The sequence below is a fragment of the Propioniciclava soli genome, assembly GCF_014858005.1.
Taxonomy (GTDB): Bacteria; Actinomycetota; Actinomycetes; order Propionibacteriales; family Propionibacteriaceae; genus Propioniciclava; species Propioniciclava soli.
Genome location: NZ_JACYOT010000006.1, coordinates 387,944 through 405,848 on the forward strand (window position 1 = coordinate 387,944; position 17,905 = coordinate 405,848).

The 17,905-nt window shown below is 69.9% G+C and carries 16 protein-coding genes and 1 pseudogene; 14 read left to right on the forward strand and 3 right to left on the reverse strand.

Features of this window, described 5'->3' with window-relative positions; translation table 11 throughout:
- Nucleotides 1-79 precede the first annotated feature (79 nt).
- From uvrB to IFY26_RS08845, 3 genes are all read left to right on the forward strand, one after another.
- Nucleotides 80-2,155 (forward strand): excinuclease ABC subunit UvrB, encoded by a 2,076-nt coding sequence (uvrB, locus tag IFY26_RS08835; protein ID WP_232548617.1) that lies wholly within the window; start codon nucleotides 80-82, stop codon nucleotides 2,153-2,155.
- A gap of 35 nt (nucleotides 2,156-2,190) precedes the next feature.
- Nucleotides 2,191-2,394, forward strand: coding sequence for a hypothetical protein (locus IFY26_RS08840; RefSeq protein WP_232548618.1), 204 nt, complete (start codon nucleotides 2,191-2,193; stop codon nucleotides 2,392-2,394).
- A gap of 144 nt (nucleotides 2,395-2,538) precedes the next feature.
- Nucleotides 2,539-2,946 (forward strand): VOC family protein, encoded by a 408-nt coding sequence (locus IFY26_RS08845; protein ID WP_232548619.1) that lies wholly within the window; start codon nucleotides 2,539-2,541, stop codon nucleotides 2,944-2,946.
- A 55-nt stretch (nucleotides 2,947-3,001) separates the two neighbouring features.
- Here IFY26_RS08845 and IFY26_RS08850 read toward each other — a convergent pair whose 3' ends face one another.
- Together IFY26_RS08850 and IFY26_RS08855 are read right to left on the reverse strand one after the other, a co-directional pair.
- Nucleotides 3,002-3,601 carry an MBL fold metallo-hydrolase gene (locus IFY26_RS08850; protein WP_232548620.1) on the reverse strand — a complete coding sequence of 200 codons (600 nt, stop codon included), beginning with the start codon at nucleotides 3,599-3,601 and terminating at the stop codon, nucleotides 3,002-3,004.
- A gap of 290 nt (nucleotides 3,602-3,891) precedes the next feature.
- Nucleotides 3,892-4,605 (reverse strand): maleylpyruvate isomerase family mycothiol-dependent enzyme, encoded by a 714-nt coding sequence (locus tag IFY26_RS08855; RefSeq protein ID WP_232548621.1) that lies wholly within the window; start codon nucleotides 4,603-4,605, stop codon nucleotides 3,892-3,894.
- A gap of 105 nt (nucleotides 4,606-4,710) precedes the next feature.
- On the opposite strand from IFY26_RS08855, the pseudogene uvrA reads away from it, so the two are divergent.
- Together uvrA and yidD are read left to right on the forward strand one after the other, a co-directional pair.
- Nucleotides 4,711-7,545, forward strand: a pseudogene (gene uvrA, locus IFY26_RS08860) (excinuclease ABC subunit UvrA); the annotation flags it as partial.
- Nucleotides 7,546-7,733: 188 nt separating this feature from the next.
- Complete coding sequence (gene yidD, locus IFY26_RS08865) at nucleotides 7,734-8,030, forward strand: membrane protein insertion efficiency factor YidD (protein WP_232548622.1); 297 nt, start codon at nucleotides 7,734-7,736, stop codon at nucleotides 8,028-8,030.
- Between the two features lie 105 nt (nucleotides 8,031-8,135).
- Here the strand turns inward: yidD and IFY26_RS08870 are convergent, their stop codons facing one another.
- Entirely contained in the window at nucleotides 8,136-8,546 is a 411-nt protein-coding gene (locus tag IFY26_RS08870; RefSeq protein ID WP_232548623.1) for a Rieske (2Fe-2S) protein, read from the reverse strand.
- A gap of 201 nt (nucleotides 8,547-8,747) precedes the next feature.
- On the opposite strand from IFY26_RS08870, the gene uvrC reads away from it, so the two are divergent.
- The 9 genes from uvrC (at nucleotide 8,748) to IFY26_RS08915 (ending at nucleotide 17,582) form a co-directional block, all read left to right on the forward strand.
- Nucleotides 8,748-10,700: an excinuclease ABC subunit UvrC gene (gene uvrC, locus IFY26_RS08875; protein ID WP_232548624.1), complete on the forward strand. Its 1,953-nt coding sequence runs from the start codon at nucleotides 8,748-8,750 to the stop codon at nucleotides 10,698-10,700.
- Between the two features lie 19 nt (nucleotides 10,701-10,719).
- Entirely contained in the window at nucleotides 10,720-11,583 is an 864-nt protein-coding gene (gene rapZ / locus IFY26_RS08880; RefSeq protein WP_232548625.1) for an RNase adapter RapZ, read from the forward strand.
- Nucleotides 11,580-12,539 carry a gluconeogenesis factor YvcK family protein gene (locus tag IFY26_RS08885; protein ID WP_232548626.1) on the forward strand — a complete coding sequence of 320 codons (960 nt, stop codon included), beginning with the start codon at nucleotides 11,580-11,582 and terminating at the stop codon, nucleotides 12,537-12,539. Before rapZ ends, IFY26_RS08885 begins: the two co-directional genes overlap by 4 nt.
- Before the next feature lie 10 nt (nucleotides 12,540-12,549).
- Nucleotides 12,550-13,536 carry a DNA-binding protein WhiA gene (whiA, locus tag IFY26_RS08890; RefSeq protein ID WP_232548627.1) on the forward strand — a complete coding sequence of 329 codons (987 nt, stop codon included), beginning with the start codon at nucleotides 12,550-12,552 and terminating at the stop codon, nucleotides 13,534-13,536.
- A gap of 153 nt (nucleotides 13,537-13,689) precedes the next feature.
- A complete protein-coding gene (gap, locus tag IFY26_RS08895) occupies nucleotides 13,690-14,694 on the forward strand; it encodes a type I glyceraldehyde-3-phosphate dehydrogenase (protein WP_232548628.1) in 1,005 nt (334 codons plus the stop codon).
- A gap of 100 nt (nucleotides 14,695-14,794) precedes the next feature.
- A complete protein-coding gene (locus tag IFY26_RS08900; protein WP_232548629.1) occupies nucleotides 14,795-16,003 on the forward strand; it encodes a phosphoglycerate kinase in 1,209 nt (402 codons plus the stop codon).
- A gap of 3 nt (nucleotides 16,004-16,006) precedes the next feature.
- Nucleotides 16,007-16,792: a triose-phosphate isomerase gene (gene tpiA / locus IFY26_RS08905; protein WP_232548630.1), complete on the forward strand. Its 786-nt coding sequence runs from the start codon at nucleotides 16,007-16,009 to the stop codon at nucleotides 16,790-16,792.
- A 109-nt stretch (nucleotides 16,793-16,901) separates the two neighbouring features.
- The gene (gene secG, locus IFY26_RS08910; protein WP_232548631.1) at nucleotides 16,902-17,180 is read left to right on the forward strand and encodes a preprotein translocase subunit SecG; all 279 of its coding nucleotides are present in this window, start codon (nucleotides 16,902-16,904) and stop codon (nucleotides 17,178-17,180) included.
- Between the two features lie 45 nt (nucleotides 17,181-17,225).
- On the forward strand, nucleotides 17,226-17,582 hold the full coding sequence (locus IFY26_RS08915) for an RNA polymerase-binding protein RbpA (RefSeq protein ID WP_232548632.1): 357 nt from the start codon (nucleotides 17,226-17,228) through the stop codon (nucleotides 17,580-17,582).
- Nucleotides 17,583-17,905: the final 323 nt, after the last annotated feature.

The following is a 17,905-nucleotide window of genomic DNA, read 5'->3' on the forward strand; positions in this document are numbered from 1 at the left end:
TACGGGTTGGTCCGGGCGCGATCGCGCCCGGCCGCCGTCTCCGGGCGAAGTGTCGGTGGGGTCGCCTACGCTTGCTCCCATGCGCCCCACCACGGACCTCAAGCGTCGCGTCGCACCGTTCGAGGTGCACGCGGACTTCTCTCCCGCCGGTGACCAGCCGGCCGCGATCGACGCGCTCGAGCGGCGCGTCCGGGCGGGGGAGGACGACGTCGTGCTGCTCGGTGCGACGGGTACGGGCAAGACGGCCACCGTGGCGTGGCTGGCCGAGCGGCTGCAGCGTCCGATGCTGGTGATGCAGCCCAACAAGACCCTCGCGGCGCAGTTCGCGAACGAGCTGCGGCAGTTCTTCCCCGACAACGCGGTGGAGTACTTCGTCAGCTACTACGACTACTACCAGCCGGAGGCGTACGTCCCGCAGACGGACACCTACATCGAGAAGGACTCCTCGCTCAACGAGGAGGTCGAACGCCTGCGGCACTCGGCGACCAACTCGTTGTTGACCCGCCGTGACGTGATCGTGGTGGCGACCGTCTCGGCCATCTACGGCCTGGGGACGCCGCAGGAGTACGTGGACCGGATGGTGCGGTTGCGGGTGGGGGAGGAGCACGACCGGGACAGTCTGTTGCGGCAGCTGGTCGGCATCCAGTACGCGCGCAACGATCTCGCCGCCACGCGGGGCACCTTCCGGGTGCGGGGGGACACGCTGGAGATCTTCCCGATGTATGAGGAGAACGCGGTGCGCGTGGAGTTCTTCGGCGACGAGATCGAGGGGCTGTCGACGCTGCACCCGCTGACGGGTGAGGTGCTGAGCGAGGATTCCGAGGTGTATGTCTTCCCGGCGTCGCACTATGTGGCCGGGCCCCAGCGCATGGAGCGCGCCATCGGGGGCATCGAGGCCGAGCTGGAGGGCCGGCTGACCGAGCTGGAGGGGCAGAACAAGCTGCTGGAGGCCCAGCGGTTGCGGATGCGCACGGGGTACGACATCGAGATGATGCGCCAGATCGGCACGTGCTCGGGCATCGAGAACTACTCCCGCCACATCGACGGCCGCGGCCCCGGGACGCCGCCGAACTGCCTGCTCGACTACTTCCCGGAGGACTTCGTGCTCGTCATCGACGAGTCGCACGTCACGGTGCCGCAGATCGGCGGCATGTACGAGGGCGACATGTCGCGCAAGCGGACGTTGGTCGACTTCGGGTTCCGGCTGCCGAGCGCGATGGACAACCGCCCCCTGCGGTTCGAGGAGTTCACCGAGCGCATCGGGCAGACGGTGTACCTCTCGGCCACGCCGGGCAACTACGAGATGGCACGGTCCGACGGGTTCGTCGAGCAGGTGATCCGGCCGACCGGGTTGGTCGATCCCGAGGTGATCGTGAAGCCGACCAAGGGGCAGATCGACGACCTCATGGGTGAGATCCGGGCCCGGACGGACCGCAACGAGCGCATCCTGGTGACCACGCTGACGAAGAAGATGGCCGAGGACCTCACGGACTACCTCATGGAGAACGGCGTCCGGACGCGCTACCTCCACTCCGAGGTGGACACCCTGCGGCGCATCGAGCTGCTGCGCGAGCTGCGGTTGGGGCAGTACGACGTGCTGGTCGGCATCAACCTGCTGCGGGAGGGCCTCGACCTGCCCGAGGTGTCGCTCGTCGCGATCCTGGACGCCGACAAGGAGGGCTTCCTGCGCTCGGAGCGCTCGCTGATCCAGACCATCGGCCGCGCCGCCCGCAACGTGGCCGGCCAGGTGCACATGTACGCCGACACGATGACGCCGTCCATGGAGGCGGCGATCGACGAGACGAACCGGCGCCGGGAGAAGCAGGTGGCCTACAACACCGAGCACGGCATCGATCCACAGCCGCTGCGGAAGAAGATCGCCGACATCACCGACATGCTCGCCCGCGAGGACGCCGACACCCGCGACGTCGTCGGGCAGTTCGGCGAGCCGAAGAAGAGTTCGCCCGTGCCCGGACGCCCCGACCGCGACCTGGGCTCGCTGCCGACATCGGAGCTGGCGACGCTGGTGCACGAGCTGAGCGACCAGATGCACGCCGCGGCGAAGGACCTGCAGTTCGAGACCGCCGCCCGCCTGCGCGACGAGATCGCCGAGCTGAAGAAGACGATCCGGCAGATCGTGGCGGCCACGAAGTAGCGGCGTAGGCTGGGGTGATCGGCAAGGAGGCGGAGATGGGTTATCCGACGTGGATGACGGCGGCGACCGGGCGGTTGTCGCCGACGGATCTGGCGCTGGTCAAGTGGAGCTGCATCGCGTTCGGCGTCCTGCTCGCGCAGCGCTTCAGCGGCGTGCGGCAGCTCGACGAGCGGCTGGTGGGGGCCGCGGTGGTGGCCCTGGCGATCAAACCGGCGGTGTCGGCGCTGGGTGCGCGCTGACGTTCGCGCTGACGCTTGTGCTGAGGGGTCCTGCTGATGCTTGCGCTGACGCTTGTGCCGAGAGGTCCTGCTGATGCTTGCGCTGAGGTTCGTGCTGGCGTCCGCCCCCTTGTGGGATGAGAGCCGCTGGGACAGGGTGGTGCCATGGCTCTGAAGTGGTACACCGTCGTCGTTGACTGTCACGATCCGCAGGCGCAGGCCCGCTGGTGGGCCGAAGCGCTGGACTGGCAGATCGTCCACGACACCCCGGAGGAGGCCGTGGCGATTCCGAAGGGTATGGGTGCGGAGCCCGTGGCGGAGCTGGAGGCCTGGTTCGCCCGCGGGCAGGGGCTCTTGTTCGTGCCGGTGCCGGAGGGCAAGACGGTGAAGAACCGGCTGCACATCGACCTGGCGCCGCACACCTCCCAGGATCGGGACGCCGAGATCGCGCGCCTGGAGTCCCTCGGCGCGACGCGCGTCAACGTGGGGCAGGACGAGGCCGACGTGACCTGGACCGTCCTGGCCGATCCGGAGGGCAACGAGTTCTGCGTGCTCAGCTCTCGGAACCGCTAGGTCCCACCCCCTCGGAGGGTTGGTGCCGACAGCCGGTCACGGTACGGAGGACGGTCTACCAGCCGCGGGCGCGCCACGCGGGAAGTTGGTCCCGCTCCTCACCCAGCGTCGTCGGGTCGCCGTGGCCGGGGTGCACCACGGTGTTGTCGGCGAAGTGGTCGAAGACCTTGGCGGTCACGTCGCCGAGCAGGGACGCGAAGTCGGCGTCCGACTTGGTCTTGCCCACGCCGCCGGGGAACAGGCTGTCGCCGGTGAACAGCTGGGTGGCCTCGCCGGCGGGTGCGTGAGCCAGGGCGATCGATCCCGGGGTGTGCCCGACCAGCCCGATGACCTCCAGTTCGGAATTCCCCACCTGAACGGTGTCACCATCCCAGACGCGGCGGTCGATGCGGACGCCCGTCGCCGACTCGATCGCGTCGGCGTCCGGCTCGCCCGCCACCAAGACGGCACCGGTGTGCTGCGCCAGGTCGGCCAGGGCACCGATGTGGTCGTGGTGGCGGTGGGTGGTGACGATCGTGTTGATCGGGGTGTCGCCGATGAGCGACAGCAGCGCGAGGATGTCGGCGGCGGCGTCGATCAGCAGGCCCTCGCCGGAATCGGTGAGCAGGTAGGCGTTGTTGTCCAGCGACCCGACGGACAGCGACTGGATCTCCATGGACCCATCCTGCCAGCGGCTCAGGTGGCCCGCGTGTGTTCTGGCCGTGGGCGTCCGGGCTGCGGGTGCCGCAGTGGTCCGGCCTCCCTGCCGCTGCGAACGCCTCCCTAACGCTGCAGCTGCCTCCCTGGCGACGTTGTCGCCGCCCTGTCCGCGACCCACGACCCTGCTGTTGCACCATCAGGGGGGTGGGTTCCGAGCAGGGGGGCACCCGCAACGGCAGGGGGGCGGTGGCAACGGCTGGGAGGCGTCCGCAACGGCAGGAAAGCAGGGCTCGGCGCCCGCTCTGATCAGCCCGCCAGTGGGAACACCAAGCCCTCGGCGCCCGTGACGCCCTCGCCGGACGTCCGCCCCGCGAGCCAGGCCCAGAGCGCGGCGTCCGGGCCGGACACCGTGACGCGCGGTTCGCCGGCACCGATGCCGAAGGTCTCACCGGCGTCGGAGGTGACGTCGACGGCCGGCAGGGTGGGGTCGTCGCGCATGAGGAGCGCGATCCACTGCAGCAACCAGTGGGCGGGGACGGCCTCGATGTCCTCCCAGCGGTAACCGCAGTCGAGGTCGAGGTGGTGGAGGGTGATCTCCTGGAGTCGGATCAGCGTGGCGACGGACAGGGGAAACTCGCCACCGGGCAGGTGCACGGGCAGGCGCCAGTCGGGGACGCGGTCGCAGAGCCGGGCGAGTTCGCCGGCGGAGGTGTCGAGGTCGACGTGCAGCTCGAGCCCGTCGCGCTCGGCACCGCGCTCGATCTCGCTGAACTTCGCGTTCTCCGAGGGGTAGAGCGGGGTCGGGTCGCCGGCCATGGTTGCGGAGATGACGACGCGGAGGGCGTCCGCGTTGCGGGCGATGTGGGTGGCGACGTGGGCGCGCGTCCAGCCGGGGAGGAGGGAGGGCGCGTGCCAGGCGTCGTCGTCGATGGCGATCGTGTCGCGGAGCAACGCCTGGGTGGCCTCCGCAATCCGTTTGAGGGCCGGTTCGACCTGGCCCTGGTTCAGGATCGCCAACATGCATCCACCCTAACGGCTGGGGCGGAGGGCGATGGTACGGCCGGTGAATCCCGCACCAGACCCCCCGCGCGCACACTGTCGGAGCCGGCACCTACGATTGCTCGGGTGACCGAACAACTGATCGTGGCGGGTGCGCGCGAGCACAACCTCAAGAACGTGAGCCTTGAGCTGCCGCGCGACGCCCTCATCGTGTTCACCGGCCTGTCGGGCTCGGGGAAGTCCTCACTGGCCTTCGACACGATCTTCGCCGAGGGGCAGCGCCGCTATGTGGAGTCGCTGTCGGCCTATGCCCGCCAGTTCCTCGGGCAGATGGACAAGCCGGACGTCGACTTCATCGAGGGGCTGAGCCCGGCGGTCGCCATCGACCAGAAGTCGACCAGCCGCAACCCGCGGTCGACGGTCGGCACGATCACCGAGGTCTACGACTACCTGCGCCTGCTGTTCGCCCGTATCGGTCACCCCCACTGCCCGGTCTGCGGTGAGCCCATCGCCAAGCAGTCCCCCCAGCAGATCGTGGACCGCCTCCTCGGGCTCGAGGAGGGGACGCGCTTCATGGTGCTCGCGCCGGTGATCCGCGGCCGCAAGGGCGAGTACGTCGACCTGTTCCGCCAGCTCACCACCCAAGGCTTCACGCGCGTGCGGGTGGACGGCGAGGTGCACCAGCTCGCGAGCCCGCCCACCCTGGACAAGCAGAAGAAGCACAACATCGAGGTGGTGGTCGACCGCCTGGCGCTGAAGCAGTCCATCAAGCAGCGGCTCACGGATTCGGTCGAGACCGCCCTCAACCTGGCCGACGGCGTCATCGAGATCGACTTCGTCGACCTGCCCGAGAATGATCCCGGACGCCGGCGCCGCTACTCCGAGAAGCTCGCCTGCCCCAACGAGCACGACATCAGCATCGAGGAACTGGAGCCGCGGCAGTTCTCCTTCAACGCCCCCTGGGGCGCGTGCCCGACGTGTTCGGGCCTCGGCACGAAGATGGAGGTGGACGTCGACCTCGTCATCCCCGACCGGTCGAAGAGCCTCGCCGAGAACGCCATCTCCCCGTGGTCGACGATCTACGTGTCGGGCTATTTCCAGACGATCTTCAAGACGCTGGCCCGCGAACACGGATTCTCCGTCAACACGCCGTGGGAGGACCTGCCGGAGAAGGTGAAGGGCCTCGTGCTGCACGGCGTGAAGGGCCCCATGCGCGTCCACACCACGAACCGGCACGGGCGGGAGACGAGCTACAACGCGACGTTCGAAGGTGCGCTGCCCTACGTGCGCCGTCGCTTCGCCGAGGCGGAGAGCGACAACAGCCGTGACCGATTCCAGGGTTACATGCGCGAGACGCCGTGTGATGTGTGCCGGGGAGCGCGGCTCAAGCCCACGTCGCTGGCCGTGACGGTCGCCGGCCGCAACATCGCGGAGGTGGCCGGGCTCTCCATCGCCGACGCGCACGCCTTCATGGCGGGGCTGAGCCTGACGCCGCGCGAGGCAGCGATCGCCGAGCGCGTGGTGAAGGAGATCAACGAGCGCCTGCGCTTCCTGCTCGACGTGGGGCTGGACTACCTGACGCTGTCGCGCTCGGCCGGCAGCCTGTCCGGTGGCGAGGCGCAGCGCATCCGGTTGGCGACGCAGATCGGGTCGGGTCTGGTCGGCGTCCTGTACGTGCTGGACGAGCCGTCGATCGGCCTGCACCAGCGGGACAATCGGCGCCTCATCGACACCCTCGTGCGGCTGCGGGACCTGGGCAACACCCTGATCGTGGTGGAGCACGACGAGGACACGATCCGCACCGCCGACTGGTGTGTCGACATCGGCCCGGGGGCCGGCGAGCACGGCGGCCACGTGGTCGTCTCCGGCACGGTGAAGCAGCTGCTGGCGAGCAAGGAGTCGTTGACCGGCGCGTACCTCGCCGGGCGCCGCGCCATCGACGTGCCGGCCGTGCGGCGTACGGGCAACGGCAAGAAGGTGACGGTCGTCGGGGCCACCGAGAACAACCTGCGGGACGTGTCGGTCAGCTTCCCGCTCGGGGTGATGACGTCGGTGACCGGGGTGTCGGGCTCGGGCAAGAGCTCGCTGGTGAACCAGATCCTCTACCGGGCGCTGGCGCGCCACCTATACTCGGCGAAGGACGTCCCCGGTCACCACCGGCGCATCGAGGGGCTCGACCAGGTCGACAAGGCCATCCACGTGGATCAGTCGCCGATCGGCCGGACGCCTCGGTCGAACCCGGCGACCTACACGGGCGTGTTCGACCGGATCCGGAAGCTGTTCGCCGAGACGCCGGAGGCGAAGGTTCGGGGCTACCAGCAGGGCCGGTTCAGCTTCAATGTCAAGGGCGGACGCTGCGAGAACTGCTCGGGCGACGGCACGATCAAGATCGAGATGAACTTCCTGCCGGACGTGTACGTGCCCTGCGAGGTGTGCCACGGGGCGCGCTACAACCGGGAGACCCTCGAGGTGCACTACAAGGGCAAGAACATCGCCGAGGTGTTGGACATGCCGATCGAGGAGGCGGCGGAGTTCTTCGCGCCGATCTCGGCGATCAAGCGGTACATGGACACGCTGGTCGACGTCGGGCTGGGCTATGTGCGCCTGGGGCAGCCGGCGACGACTCTGTCGGGCGGCGAGGCGCAGCGCGTGAAGCTCGCCACCGAGTTGCAGCGGCGCTCGACCGGCAAGACGGTGTACGTGCTCGACGAGCCCACGACGGGCCTGCACTTCGAGGACATCAGCAAGCTGCTGGGCGTCCTGAGCCGCCTGGCCGACCAGGGCAACACCGTGATCGTCATCGAGCACAACCTCGACGTGATCAAGTGCTCCGACTGGGTGATCGACATGGGCCCCGAGGGCGGCTCGGGCGGCGGCATGGTGGTCGCCCAGGGCACGCCGGAGGACATCGCGGCCCACCCCGACAGCTTCACCGGCGAGTACCTCAAGCCGCTGCTCGCTTGACCGAGCTGGCCGCGACACGCTCGCTTTGGGCTCAAACTCCGCCTTCGGCGGCGGAGTTTGAGCCCGAAGCGTGCGTGTCGGCGCGGTTCAGGTCGGTCTCATGGCCGGCTCGACCACCCCGATGGGCGTGGCGGAATGGGTGCTGGATTGCCACAGTGGTGGGGCCATCCTGACGAAAGGCCACCATGCAGCTCCGAACCCGGACCCACGCGCCGCGCGTCGCCGCCGACCGGGCCATCGCCTATTACCAGCGCGTGCTCTCGCCGCGGAAGGGGTGGCGGTGCGCGCACGGCGCGGTGCACGGCGGCGCGACCTGCTCGGCCGCCATCCGGGGGCACGTCGCCCGCCTCGGGGTGCTGCGGGCCCTGCGCCCCACGGTGCTCCAATTCCTGGCCTGCTACCAGGCCGCTGCGCTGGCCCAGAACGCCGGCGTCCAGGGGGTTTGCTGCTGCGGCCCGATCCCCATTCCGTTCCGGTTCTGACGGGCAGCTGGTGCCGACACGCTCACTTCGGTCTCAAACACCGCTGTTCAAACCGGAGTTTGAGACCCAAGCCAGCGTGTCGGCGCACGCCAACCGGGTGCTGACTCAGTCGGCGATGTCCACGTGGTCGCCGTTGAGCGTCGCGGACGCCGCGCGCAGCGGCTCGGTGGCCGGCGGGTTGGTGACCGCGCCGTCCTCGATGGAGAACCGCGCGCCGTGGCACCGACAGTGGATCTCGCCGTCCTCAACCGATGACACGGGGCAGCCTTGGTGGGTGCACATCTTGTTGAACGCCCGGAACTCGCCCTCGGTCGGCTGCGTGATCACGTAGTTGGCGTTGTCGAGGATGCGGCCGCCCCCGACCGGGATCGAGTCGACCGGGATCGACAGCGCCGCGCCCACCGCCGGCGGAGATCCGGGCGACGTACGGCCGCCGCAACCGGTCAGGGTGCCGGTGCCCACGGCCAGGGCCGCGAGGCCGGCGTTGGTCAGGAAGGAGCGACGGTCGGGAGTCATGCTGTCACCCTAGCCAGCCCGCTCACGTCCCGGAGGCGTCGGCCTGTCGGAACGCGCAATCGCCTCCATCGCTTGCGCGTGATGGCACGGTGGCCCCTGGGGGGCACGTGGAACGAGGAGTCGTCATCGGCGGCCAGCGAAGCCAGCCGCCCCACCCGGCCACGCCGGGAACTGTCGGCCGGCTCACCTAAGCTGGCCGGCATGCCGAACCCCGCGTCGTATCGTCCGGCGCCCGGAACGATCCCCACCGATCCCGGCGTCTACCGGTTCAGCGACCCCGCCGGCACGGTCATCTACGTCGGCAAGGCGAAGAACCTCCGGCAGCGCCTCAACTCCTACTTCGCCGACCCGGCCGGCCTGCACTTCCGCACCCAGACGATGGTCCGCACGGCGGCCAAGGTCGAGTGGACGGTCGTCCGCAACGAGCTCGAGTCGCTGCAGCTCGAGTACACGTGGATCAAGCAGTTCGACCCCCGCTTCAACGTCAAGTACCGCGACGACAAGAGCTACCCCTGGGTGGCGGTCACGTGGGCCGAGGAGTTCCCGCGCGTCTTCGTCGGCCGCGGTGCCAAGCGCAAGGGCAACCGCTACTACGGGCCCTACGCGCAGGCCTGGGCGATCCGCGACACCATCGACTCCCTGCTCCGCGTCTTCCCCATGCGCTCGTGCACGAACGGCGTCTTCCGTGCGGCCAAGGCGTCCGGACGCCCCTGCCTGCTCGGCTACATCGGCAAGTGTTCCGCACCATGCGTGGGGCGGATCGACGCCGAGGACCACCGGGCCATCGCCGACGACGTCTGCGACTTCCTCGCCGGCAACACCACCCAGCTCATCCGCCGGTTGCGTACCGACATGCTGGCGGCCTCGGATAACCTCGAGTTCGAGCGGGCCGCGGTGCTGCGCGACCAGCTCGGCGCGCTCGAGTCCGCCACCGAGCGCAACGCGATCGTGCTCGGCGACGGCACGGACGCCGACGTGATCGCCCTCGCGTCCGACGAGCTGGAGGTCGCGATCCAGATCTTCCACGTCCGCGCCGGACGCGTCCGCGGCGAGCGCGGCTGGGTGGCCGACCGCTCCGACGACTCCTCCCTGGACGAGCTCGTCGAGTCCTTCTGCCTACAGCTCTACTCCAACCCGGAGATCGAGCTGTCGGGTGGGGTGCCCAAGGAGGTCCTGCTGCCGGTCGAGCCGGCGTCCGGGAGTGCCCTGGAGGAGCTGCTCACCGACGTCCGCGGCGGCCGCGTCCGCGTCCACGTGCCGCAGCGGGGCGCCAAGTTGGCCCTGCTCGAAACCGTGGCCCGCAACGCCAAGGAGGCGCTCGTCCTGCACAAGACGAAGCGCGCCGCCGACCTCTCGACGCGCAACCAGGCGCTCGAGGAGTTGCAGGAGGCGTTGGGCCTGGAGGCGCCCCCGTTGCGCATCGAGTGCTACGACATCAGCCACCTGCAGGGCACCGAGGTGGTCGGGTCGATGGTCGTGTTCGAGGACGGCCTCTCACGCCGCTCGGAGTACCGCCGCTTCGTGATCCGCACGGTCGAGGGCTCCAATGATGTGGGTGCCATCCACGAGGTGATCAGCCGGCGTTTCCGCCGCTATCTCGACGACCAGGCATCCCTCAGCGGCGAGACGGCCATGCTCGTGGACGCCACCACCGGCGCCGCCCGCAAGTTCGCCTACAAGCCGTCCCTGGTCGTGGTGGACGGCGGCGCCCCCCAGGTCGCCGCCGCGCAGGCGGCTCTGGCCGAGCTGGGCATCACCGACGTCCCGCTCGTCGGGCTGGCCAAGCGCCTGGAGGAGGTGTGGCTGCCGGGGGAGGAGTTCCCCCTGATCCTGCCGCGCGCCAGCGAGGGGCTGTTCCTCCTGCAGCGGGCCCGCGACGAGGCGCACCGCTTCGCCATCACCCACCACCGCGGGCGGCGCAGCGCGTCCATGGTCGAGTCGCTGCTCGACGGCGTGCCCGGCCTGGGCGAGCTCCGCCGCAAGGCGCTGCTCAAACACTTCGGGTCGCTCAAGAAGCTGCGCGCGGCGTCCGTCGAGGACATCGCCCTGGTGCCCGGCATCGGCCCGCGGACCGCCCAGGCGGTCAAGGACGCCCTCGCCGCGAGCGAGCCCGGTGAGGCCGTCAACACCGCCACGGGTGAGATCTCCTCGTGAGCGACGCCATAATGAAGCCATGAGCGGCTCCAGGTTGCGGTTCGTCGTCATCACGGGCATGTCCGGCGCCGGACGCCGCACGGCCGCCCACGCGCTGGAGGATCTCGGCTGGTACGTCGTCGACAACCTGCCGCCGAGCATGCTGCCCGGGTTGGTGGACGCCGCAGCCGCCGGTGGGTTCCCCCGGGTCGCGGTGGTGCTCGACGTCCGCACCCGCGCCCAGTTCGACGAGATCCCTGCCGCGTTCGACGCCCTGAACGCCCAGGGCGTCTGGCCCCAGATCGTGTACGTCGAGGCCGCTGACGAGGTCATCGTGCGCCGGCAGGAGTCGGTGCGCCGCCCGCACCCCCTCCAGGGCGCCGGGCCGTTGCTCGACGGCGTCCGCCGCGAGCGCGCGATGCTGGCCATGCTGCGCGCCGCAGCCGACATGGTGCTCGACACCTCCGACCTGAACGTGCACCAGCTCACGAGCCGCGTGGCGTTCGCGTTCAACAGCGCCGACGACCGTGAGTTCCGTCTCACGCTCATGTCGTTCGGCTTCAAGAACGGCCTGCCCGTGGACGCCGACATGGTGCTCGACGTCCGGTTCCTGCCCAACCCGCACTGGGTGCCGGAGCTGCGTCCGCAGACGGGTCTGTCCCAGGCGGTGTCGGGGTACGTCCTCGGCCACGACGCCGCGCAGACGTGGCTGGCGTCGGTGCGGGGGCTGGTGTCGTCGGTGATCCCGGGGTACCTGACCGAGGGCAAGCGCCTGGCGACCCTCGCCGTCGGCTGCACGGGTGGCAAGCACCGTTCCACCTCCATGGCCGAGGAGCTGGCCCGCCGGCTGCGGTCCGACGGCGTCGTCGTCCTCGTCGTGCACCGCGACCTGGGGCTCGAGTGACGCCCGGGCCGAGGGGCCGGGAGGCGCCGTCGGTGGTCGCCCTGGGGGGCGGCCACGGGTTGGCGGCGTCCCTGCAGGCGCTGCGCCGGGTCACGCCCCGGCTGACGGCGGTGGTGACGGTCGCGGACGACGGCGGATCGTCCGGACGCCTGCGTGCCGAATTCGACATCCTCCCGCCGGGGGACCTGCGCATGGCGTTGGCGGCCCTGTGCGGCGACCACTCCGACGGCCAGGCCTGGGCCGACGTGCTGCAGTCGCGGTTCCAGGGTGACGGGCCGCTGGGTGGCCATGCGATCGGCAATCTGCTCATCGCCGGCGTCTGGCAGAGCCTGGGGGATCCGGTGGCGGGGCTCGACATGGTGGGGCGGCTGCTCGAGGTGCAGGGACGCGTCCTGCCGATGGCTGCCGTGCCGCTGGCCATTGAGGCCGACGTGTTCGGCGTCGACCCCACCCGCCCCGACGAGACGACCCTCGTGCGCGGCCAGGCCACCGTCGCGGTGACCCGCGGGACGATTCGCGAAGTGCGACTGGTGCCCGAGGCGCCGCCGGCCTGCCGGGAGACGCTCGAGGCCGTGCGTGCGGCCGACGTCGTCGTGGTCGGCCCGGGCTCGTGGTACACCTCCGTGATCCCGCACCTGCTGGTGCCGGAGTTGGCAGAAGCCCTTGTCGGCACCCAGGCGCGACGCATCCTGACCCTCAACGTGGTGCCCGCCCACGAGACCGCCGGTTTCGACGCGTCCACCCACCTGGAGGTGCTGGCCGACCACGCGCCCGGGTTGCGTTTCGACGCGATCGTGTGCGACCCGGCATTCGCGGCGGGGGACCGTCACCTGGAGCGGTACGCCACCGCCCTCGGCGCGAGCCTGGTGGTGCAGCCCGTCCGCGCGCGGGACGGTTCGCCCCGTCACGACGTGCTTCGCCTCGCCTCGGTCTACGCCGATCTGATGGCGCGTTAGGCTGGCCCCCATGGCCCTCACCCCACAAGTCAAGGCGGAGCTTGCGACCGTCCCGGTCACCAAGCCCGCATGCCGCAAGGCGGAGGTGGCGGCGATGCTGCGCTTCGCCGGGAGCCTGCACCTGGCTGGGGGCAAGATCATGGTGGAGGCCGATCTCGACACGGGGGCGGCCGCGCGACGGTTGCGCACCGCCATCGCCGACCTGTTCGGGTTCACCTGTGAATTCGTGGTCATCACGCCCAGCGGGCTGCGCAAGAACACCCGGTACGTGGTGCGTCTCATCCGTGGTGGCGACTCGCTGGCCCGGCAGACCGGGCTGGTCGACTCCCGTGGCCGCCCCGTCCGCGGCCTGCCGGCGTCCGTCGTGAGCGGTGGCCTCGACGTGGCCACGGCCGTGTGGCGCGGGGCGTTCCTGGCGCACGGTTCCCTGACCGAGCCGGGCCGCTCGATGTCGCTGGAGGTCAGCTGCCCCGGGCAGGAGTCGGCGCTGGCCCTGGTGGGCGCGGCCCGGCGGTTGGGCGTCCAGGCCAAGCCGCGCGAGGTGCGCGGCATCGACCGGGTGGTCATCCGCGACGGGGACAGCATCGCCACCATGCTCACGCGGCTGGGGGCGCACGAGACGCTGCTGGCCTGGGAGGAGCGCCGCGTCCGCCGCGAGGTGCGAGCCTCGGCCAACCGGCTGGCGAACTTCGACGACGCGAACCTGCGCCGCTCGGCCCGGGCCGCGGTGGCGGCCGGGGCGCGCGTCGAGCGGGCGATGGAGATCCTGGGCGACGAGGTGCCCGAGCACCTCCGGATCGCCGGTGCGCTGCGCCTGGAACACAAGCAGGCGAGCCTGGAGGAGCTGGGCCAGCTCCACACCCCGCCCCTGACCAAGGACGCCGTGGCCGGCCGCATCCGCCGATTGCTCGCCATGGCCGACAAGCGTGCCCACGACCTCGACATCCCCGGCACCGAGGCCAACCTCAGCCCCGACATGCTCGACGACGACGTCTGAGGCGCGCGGGTGTCCATCGTTTGACGGGGCGTCACCGGGTGTTCTCGCCCAAGCAGGGCCGAGCGCCCGCGAGCGTCGGTCGCACGCGATAGGCTGGAGGCGTCCAAACCCCGCCGGACGGCGGAAGGTTCCCTTCGAAGGAGACACCGACACATGACTGTCAAGGTTGGAATCAACGGCTTCGGCCGCATCGGCCGCAACTTCTTCCGCGCCATGCTGGAGCAGGGCGCCGATCTCGATGTGGTCGCCGTGAACGACCTCACCGACAACAAGACGCTCGCCCACCTCCTCAAGTACGACTCGATCCTCGGCCGCTTCGGTGGCGAGGTCAGCTACGACGACGACGGCATCGTCGTGGACGGCAAGCACATCAAGGTGCTCGCCGAGCGCAACCCGGCCGACCTGCCCTGGGGCGACCTGGGTGTGGAGATCGTCATCGAGTCCACCGGCTTCTTCACCGATGCCACCAAGGCCAAGGCCCACATCGACGGCGGCGCCAAGAAGGTCATCATCTCCGCCCCGGCGAAGAACGAGGACGGCACCTTCGTCATCGGCGTCAACGAGGAGTCCTACGACCCCGCGTCGATGCACATCATCTCCAACGCGTCCTGCACGACGAACTGCCTTGCGCCGCTCGCCAAGGTGCTGAACGACGAGTTCGGCATCGTCCAGGGCATCATGACGACGATCCACTCCTACACGGGTGACCAGCGCCTCCTCGACGCGCCGCACAGCGATCTGCGCCGTGCCCGCGCCGCCGCGCTGTCCATGATCCCGACCAAGACCGGTGCCGCCCAGGCCGTGTCCCTCGTGCTGCCCGAGCTCAAGGGCAAGTTCGACGGGCTCGCCGTCCGCGTGCCGACCCCGACGGGCTCCCTGACCGACCTGACGTTCCAGGCCGAGAAGGAGGTCTCCGTCGAGTCGGTGAAGGCCGCCGTCAAGAAGGCCGCCGACGGCCCGCTCAAGGGCGTCCTGGTCTACACCGAGGATCCGATCGTGTCCGCCGACATCGTCGGTGACCCGGCGTCCAGCATCTTCGACGCCAACGAGACCAAGGTCATCGGCAACCTGGTGAAGGTGCTCTCCTGGTACGACAACGAGTGGGGCTACTCCAACCGCCTGGTCGACCTGACCAAGCTCGTGGCCGACAAGCTCTGAGCAACTCACACCATGTGAACCACCCGGGGTGGGGCGCCATCCGGCGCTCCACCCCGGTGTGTTCATCCGCCTCCCCCGGCCCACAACGAAAGGTTTGAACGTGAAGTCCGTCAAGGATCTGGGCGATCTGCAGGGCAAGCGGGTCGTCATCCGCTGCGATTTCAACGTGCCGCTCGACGGCGACACCATCACCGACGACGGCCGCATCAAGGCTGCCCTCCCCACGCTCACGGAGCTGCGGGACGCCGGCGCCCGGACGGTCGTCCTCGCCCACCTCGGCCGCCCCAAGGGTGCGCCGGACCCCAAGTACAGCCTCGCCCCCGTCGCGAAGCGCCTCGGAGAGCTGCTCGGCACACAGGTCGCGCTGGCGTCCGACGTGGTCGGCGACTCGGCGAAGCAGACCGTGGCGGCGCTCGGCGACGGCGACATCTGCCTGCTCGAGAACGTGCGCTTCGAGCCGGGGGAGGCCTCCAAGGTCGACTCCGAGCGTGAGGAGCTCGCGGCGAAGTACGCCGAGTTCGGCGACGTCTACGTCTCCGACGGCTTCGGCGTCGTGCACCGCAAGCAGGCGTCGGTCTACGAGATCGCCAAGCTGCTGCCGAGTGCCGGCGGCACGCTGGTGAAGAAGGAGGCCGAGATCTTCACCAAGGTGCTCGAGAATCCCGAGCGCCCCTTCGTCGTGGTGCTGGGCGGCGCCAAGGTCGCCGACAAGCTGGCGGTCATCGAGAACCTGCTGAAGACGGCGGACACCCTGGTCATCGGTGGCGGCATGGCCTACACCTTCCTCAAGGCCCAAGGCCACGAGGTGGGGGAGTCGCTGCTCGACCAGGACAACGTCGAGACCTGCAAGGGCTACCTGGAGGAGGCGAAGGCGTCCGGCAAGAAGATCGTGCTGCCCGTCGACGTCCGCGTGGCCGATGGCATGGACTTCGGCGCCCGCACCGTGAACGGTGACGTGGAGGTGGTGGCGGCGGACGCCATCCCGGCCGACAAGATGGGCCTCGACATCGGCCCGGAGAGCGAGAAGCTCTTCGCGGACACGATTCGCCAGGCCAAGACGGTCGTCTGGAACGGCCCGATGGGCGTCTTCGAGATCGAGGCCCTCGCCGGTGGCACCGCCGCGGTCGCGACGGCTCTCACCGAGGTCGACGGCCTGTCGGTCGTCGGCGGCGGCGACTCGGCCGCGGCCGTCCGGACGCTCGGGCACGACGACAGCGAGTTCGGCCACATCTCCACCGGTGGTGGGGCGTCGCTCGAATTCCTCGAGGGCAAGGTCCTGCCCGGCATCGACATTCTCGAAGGGAACTGATCCATGGCGAACCGCACCCCGCTGATGGCGGGCAACTGGAAGATGAACCTCAACCACGTCGAGGCGACCGGCGTCGTCGAGAAGCTGGCGTGGACGCTCAAGGACGCCAAGTACGACGCCTCGAAGTCCGAGGCCGCCGTGATGGTGCCCTTCACCGATCTGCGCACCGTGCAGACCCTCGTCGAGGGTGACAAGCTCCCGCTCGCCTACGGCGCGCAGGACGTGTCGGTGCACGACAAGGGCGCCTACACCGGTGAGATCTCGGCCGACATGCTGGCCAAGCTCAACGTGTCGTACGTCGTGGTGGGCCACTCCGAGCGTCGCGACTACCACGCGGAGAGTGACGAACTCATCAACGACAAGGCCAAGGTCGTGCTCGCCGCGGGCATGACGCCGATCATCTGCGTCGGCGAGAAGCTCGAGGTGCGCAAGGCCGGCGAGCACGTGCCGTTCGTGCTCGCGCAGATCGACAAGGTGCTCGACGGGCTGTCGGCCGACCAGGTCGGCTCGCTGGTCATCGCCTACGAGCCGGTCTGGGCCATTGGCACCGGTGAGGTCGCGACCCCCGAGGACGCCCAGGAGGTCTGCGGGGCGATCCGCTCCCGGGTGGCCGAGCTCGTGGGCCAGGAGGCGGCGGACGCCGTCCGCATTCAGTACGGCGGCTCGGTGAAGTCGTCCAGCGCGCCCGACATCATGGCGCAGCCGGACGTCGACGGCGCGCTGGTCGGCGGCGCGAGCCTCGACCCGGAGGAGTTTGCGAAGATCGTGCTCTTCTACACGGCCGGCTGACGCTGCTCTCCCTCGCGAGCGGACGCTGATGCGTCGCGACGCGTAGCCCTGTTGCGGCCCTCGTTCCGTCTGGTTCGGAACGGGGGCCGCGCTGGGTTAGAATCACCCGGTGACCGTTGTGCCCCTGTTGACCTGGCCGATCCTGATCGTGTCCGTCCTGCTGACCATCACCAGCGTGGCACTGTCGCTGTTCGTCCTCCTCCACAAGAACCGCGGTGGCGGCATGTCCGACCTCTTCGGTGGCGGCATGTCGGCGTCCATGGGCGGGACGTCGGTGGCGGAACGCAACCTGGACCGTCTGACGATCGTCGTCGGTCTGCTGTGGCTGGCGAGCATCCTGATCCTGCTCACGCTCTACCGCTGGTTCCCCGACGTGGCACCGCTCTGAGCGACCCAACATCCGAACGAGTCAGTCAACCGAGGAGAGAACAACGTGGTCGGTGGTAGTGCGATCCGAGGCAGCCGCGTCGGAGCGGGCCCCATGGGAGAGGCCGAGCGTGGGGATTCCGCCCCCCGGCTGTACGTCTCCTACTTCTGCAGCAACGGCCACGAGACGAAGCCGGCCTTCGCCGCGGACGCGCAGGTGCCCGAGACCTGGGACTGCCCCCGATGCGGTCTGCCCGCCAACCTCGACTCGGAGAACCCGCCGCCCCCGCCGAAGATCACGCCCTACAAGACGCACCTGGCCTATGTGAAGGAGCGTCGCTCCGACACCGAGGCCGAGGCGATCCTCGCCGAGGCATTGGCGAGCCTCCGGGCCCGCCGCGCCGCCGGCGAAGTCATCTACTGAGCCCGCCTCGTCCGTGGCCCGGTGCCGCTTGCGTGCGAGCCGGTTGCGGACGGCGTCCGAGCCTGGGTGAGCCGCGCGGCTGTCGCGCTCGACCGGGTAGGCGCCGACAGCACACTTCGGTCTCGAGTGCGCCCGCACCCTCGACAGGCACCGTGGCGTGTTGGCGCTGTTGCTGGCGCCTCCCTGTCGGTGACGCCGCGGCCCTGCCGCTGTCACCGCTACCCTGCCGCTGACGCCGCGGCCCTGACTCCGGCGGTCCACCCTGCTGTTGCTCCCTGCGTGTCATCCTGTTGTGGGACAGCGGGGTGGTGGAGAGGATTGAT

Excerpts from the sequence above, each read along its gene's own strand:
- IFY26_RS08870 (WP_232548623.1), bottom strand. The coding sequence starts at position 8,546 with ATGACTCCCGACCGTCGCTCCTTCCTGACCAACGCCGGCCTCGCGGCC.
- tpiA (WP_232548630.1), top strand. The coding sequence starts at position 16,007 with ATGGCGAACCGCACCCCGCTGATGGCGGGCAACTGGAAGATGAACCTC.
- uvrB (WP_232548617.1), top strand. The coding sequence starts at position 80 with ATGCGCCCCACCACGGACCTCAAGCGTCGCGTCGCACCGTTCGAGGTG.
- whiA (WP_232548627.1), top strand. The coding sequence starts at position 12,550 with ATGGCCCTCACCCCACAAGTCAAGGCGGAGCTTGCGACCGTCCCGGTC.
- uvrC (WP_232548624.1), top strand. The coding sequence starts at position 8,748 with ATGCCGAACCCCGCGTCGTATCGTCCGGCGCCCGGAACGATCCCCACC.
- IFY26_RS08845 (WP_232548619.1), top strand. The coding sequence starts at position 2,539 with ATGGCTCTGAAGTGGTACACCGTCGTCGTTGACTGTCACGATCCGCAG.
- rapZ (WP_232548625.1), top strand. The coding sequence starts at position 10,720 with ATGAGCGGCTCCAGGTTGCGGTTCGTCGTCATCACGGGCATGTCCGGC.
- IFY26_RS08855 (WP_232548621.1), bottom strand. The coding sequence starts at position 4,605 with ATGTTGGCGATCCTGAACCAGGGCCAGGTCGAACCGGCCCTCAAACGG.
- IFY26_RS08850 (WP_232548620.1), bottom strand. The coding sequence starts at position 3,601 with ATGGAGATCCAGTCGCTGTCCGTCGGGTCGCTGGACAACAACGCCTAC.
- gap (WP_232548628.1), top strand. The coding sequence starts at position 13,690 with ATGACTGTCAAGGTTGGAATCAACGGCTTCGGCCGCATCGGCCGCAAC.
- IFY26_RS08840 (WP_232548618.1), top strand. The coding sequence starts at position 2,191 with ATGGGTTATCCGACGTGGATGACGGCGGCGACCGGGCGGTTGTCGCCG.
- yidD (WP_232548622.1), top strand. The coding sequence starts at position 7,734 with ATGCAGCTCCGAACCCGGACCCACGCGCCGCGCGTCGCCGCCGACCGG.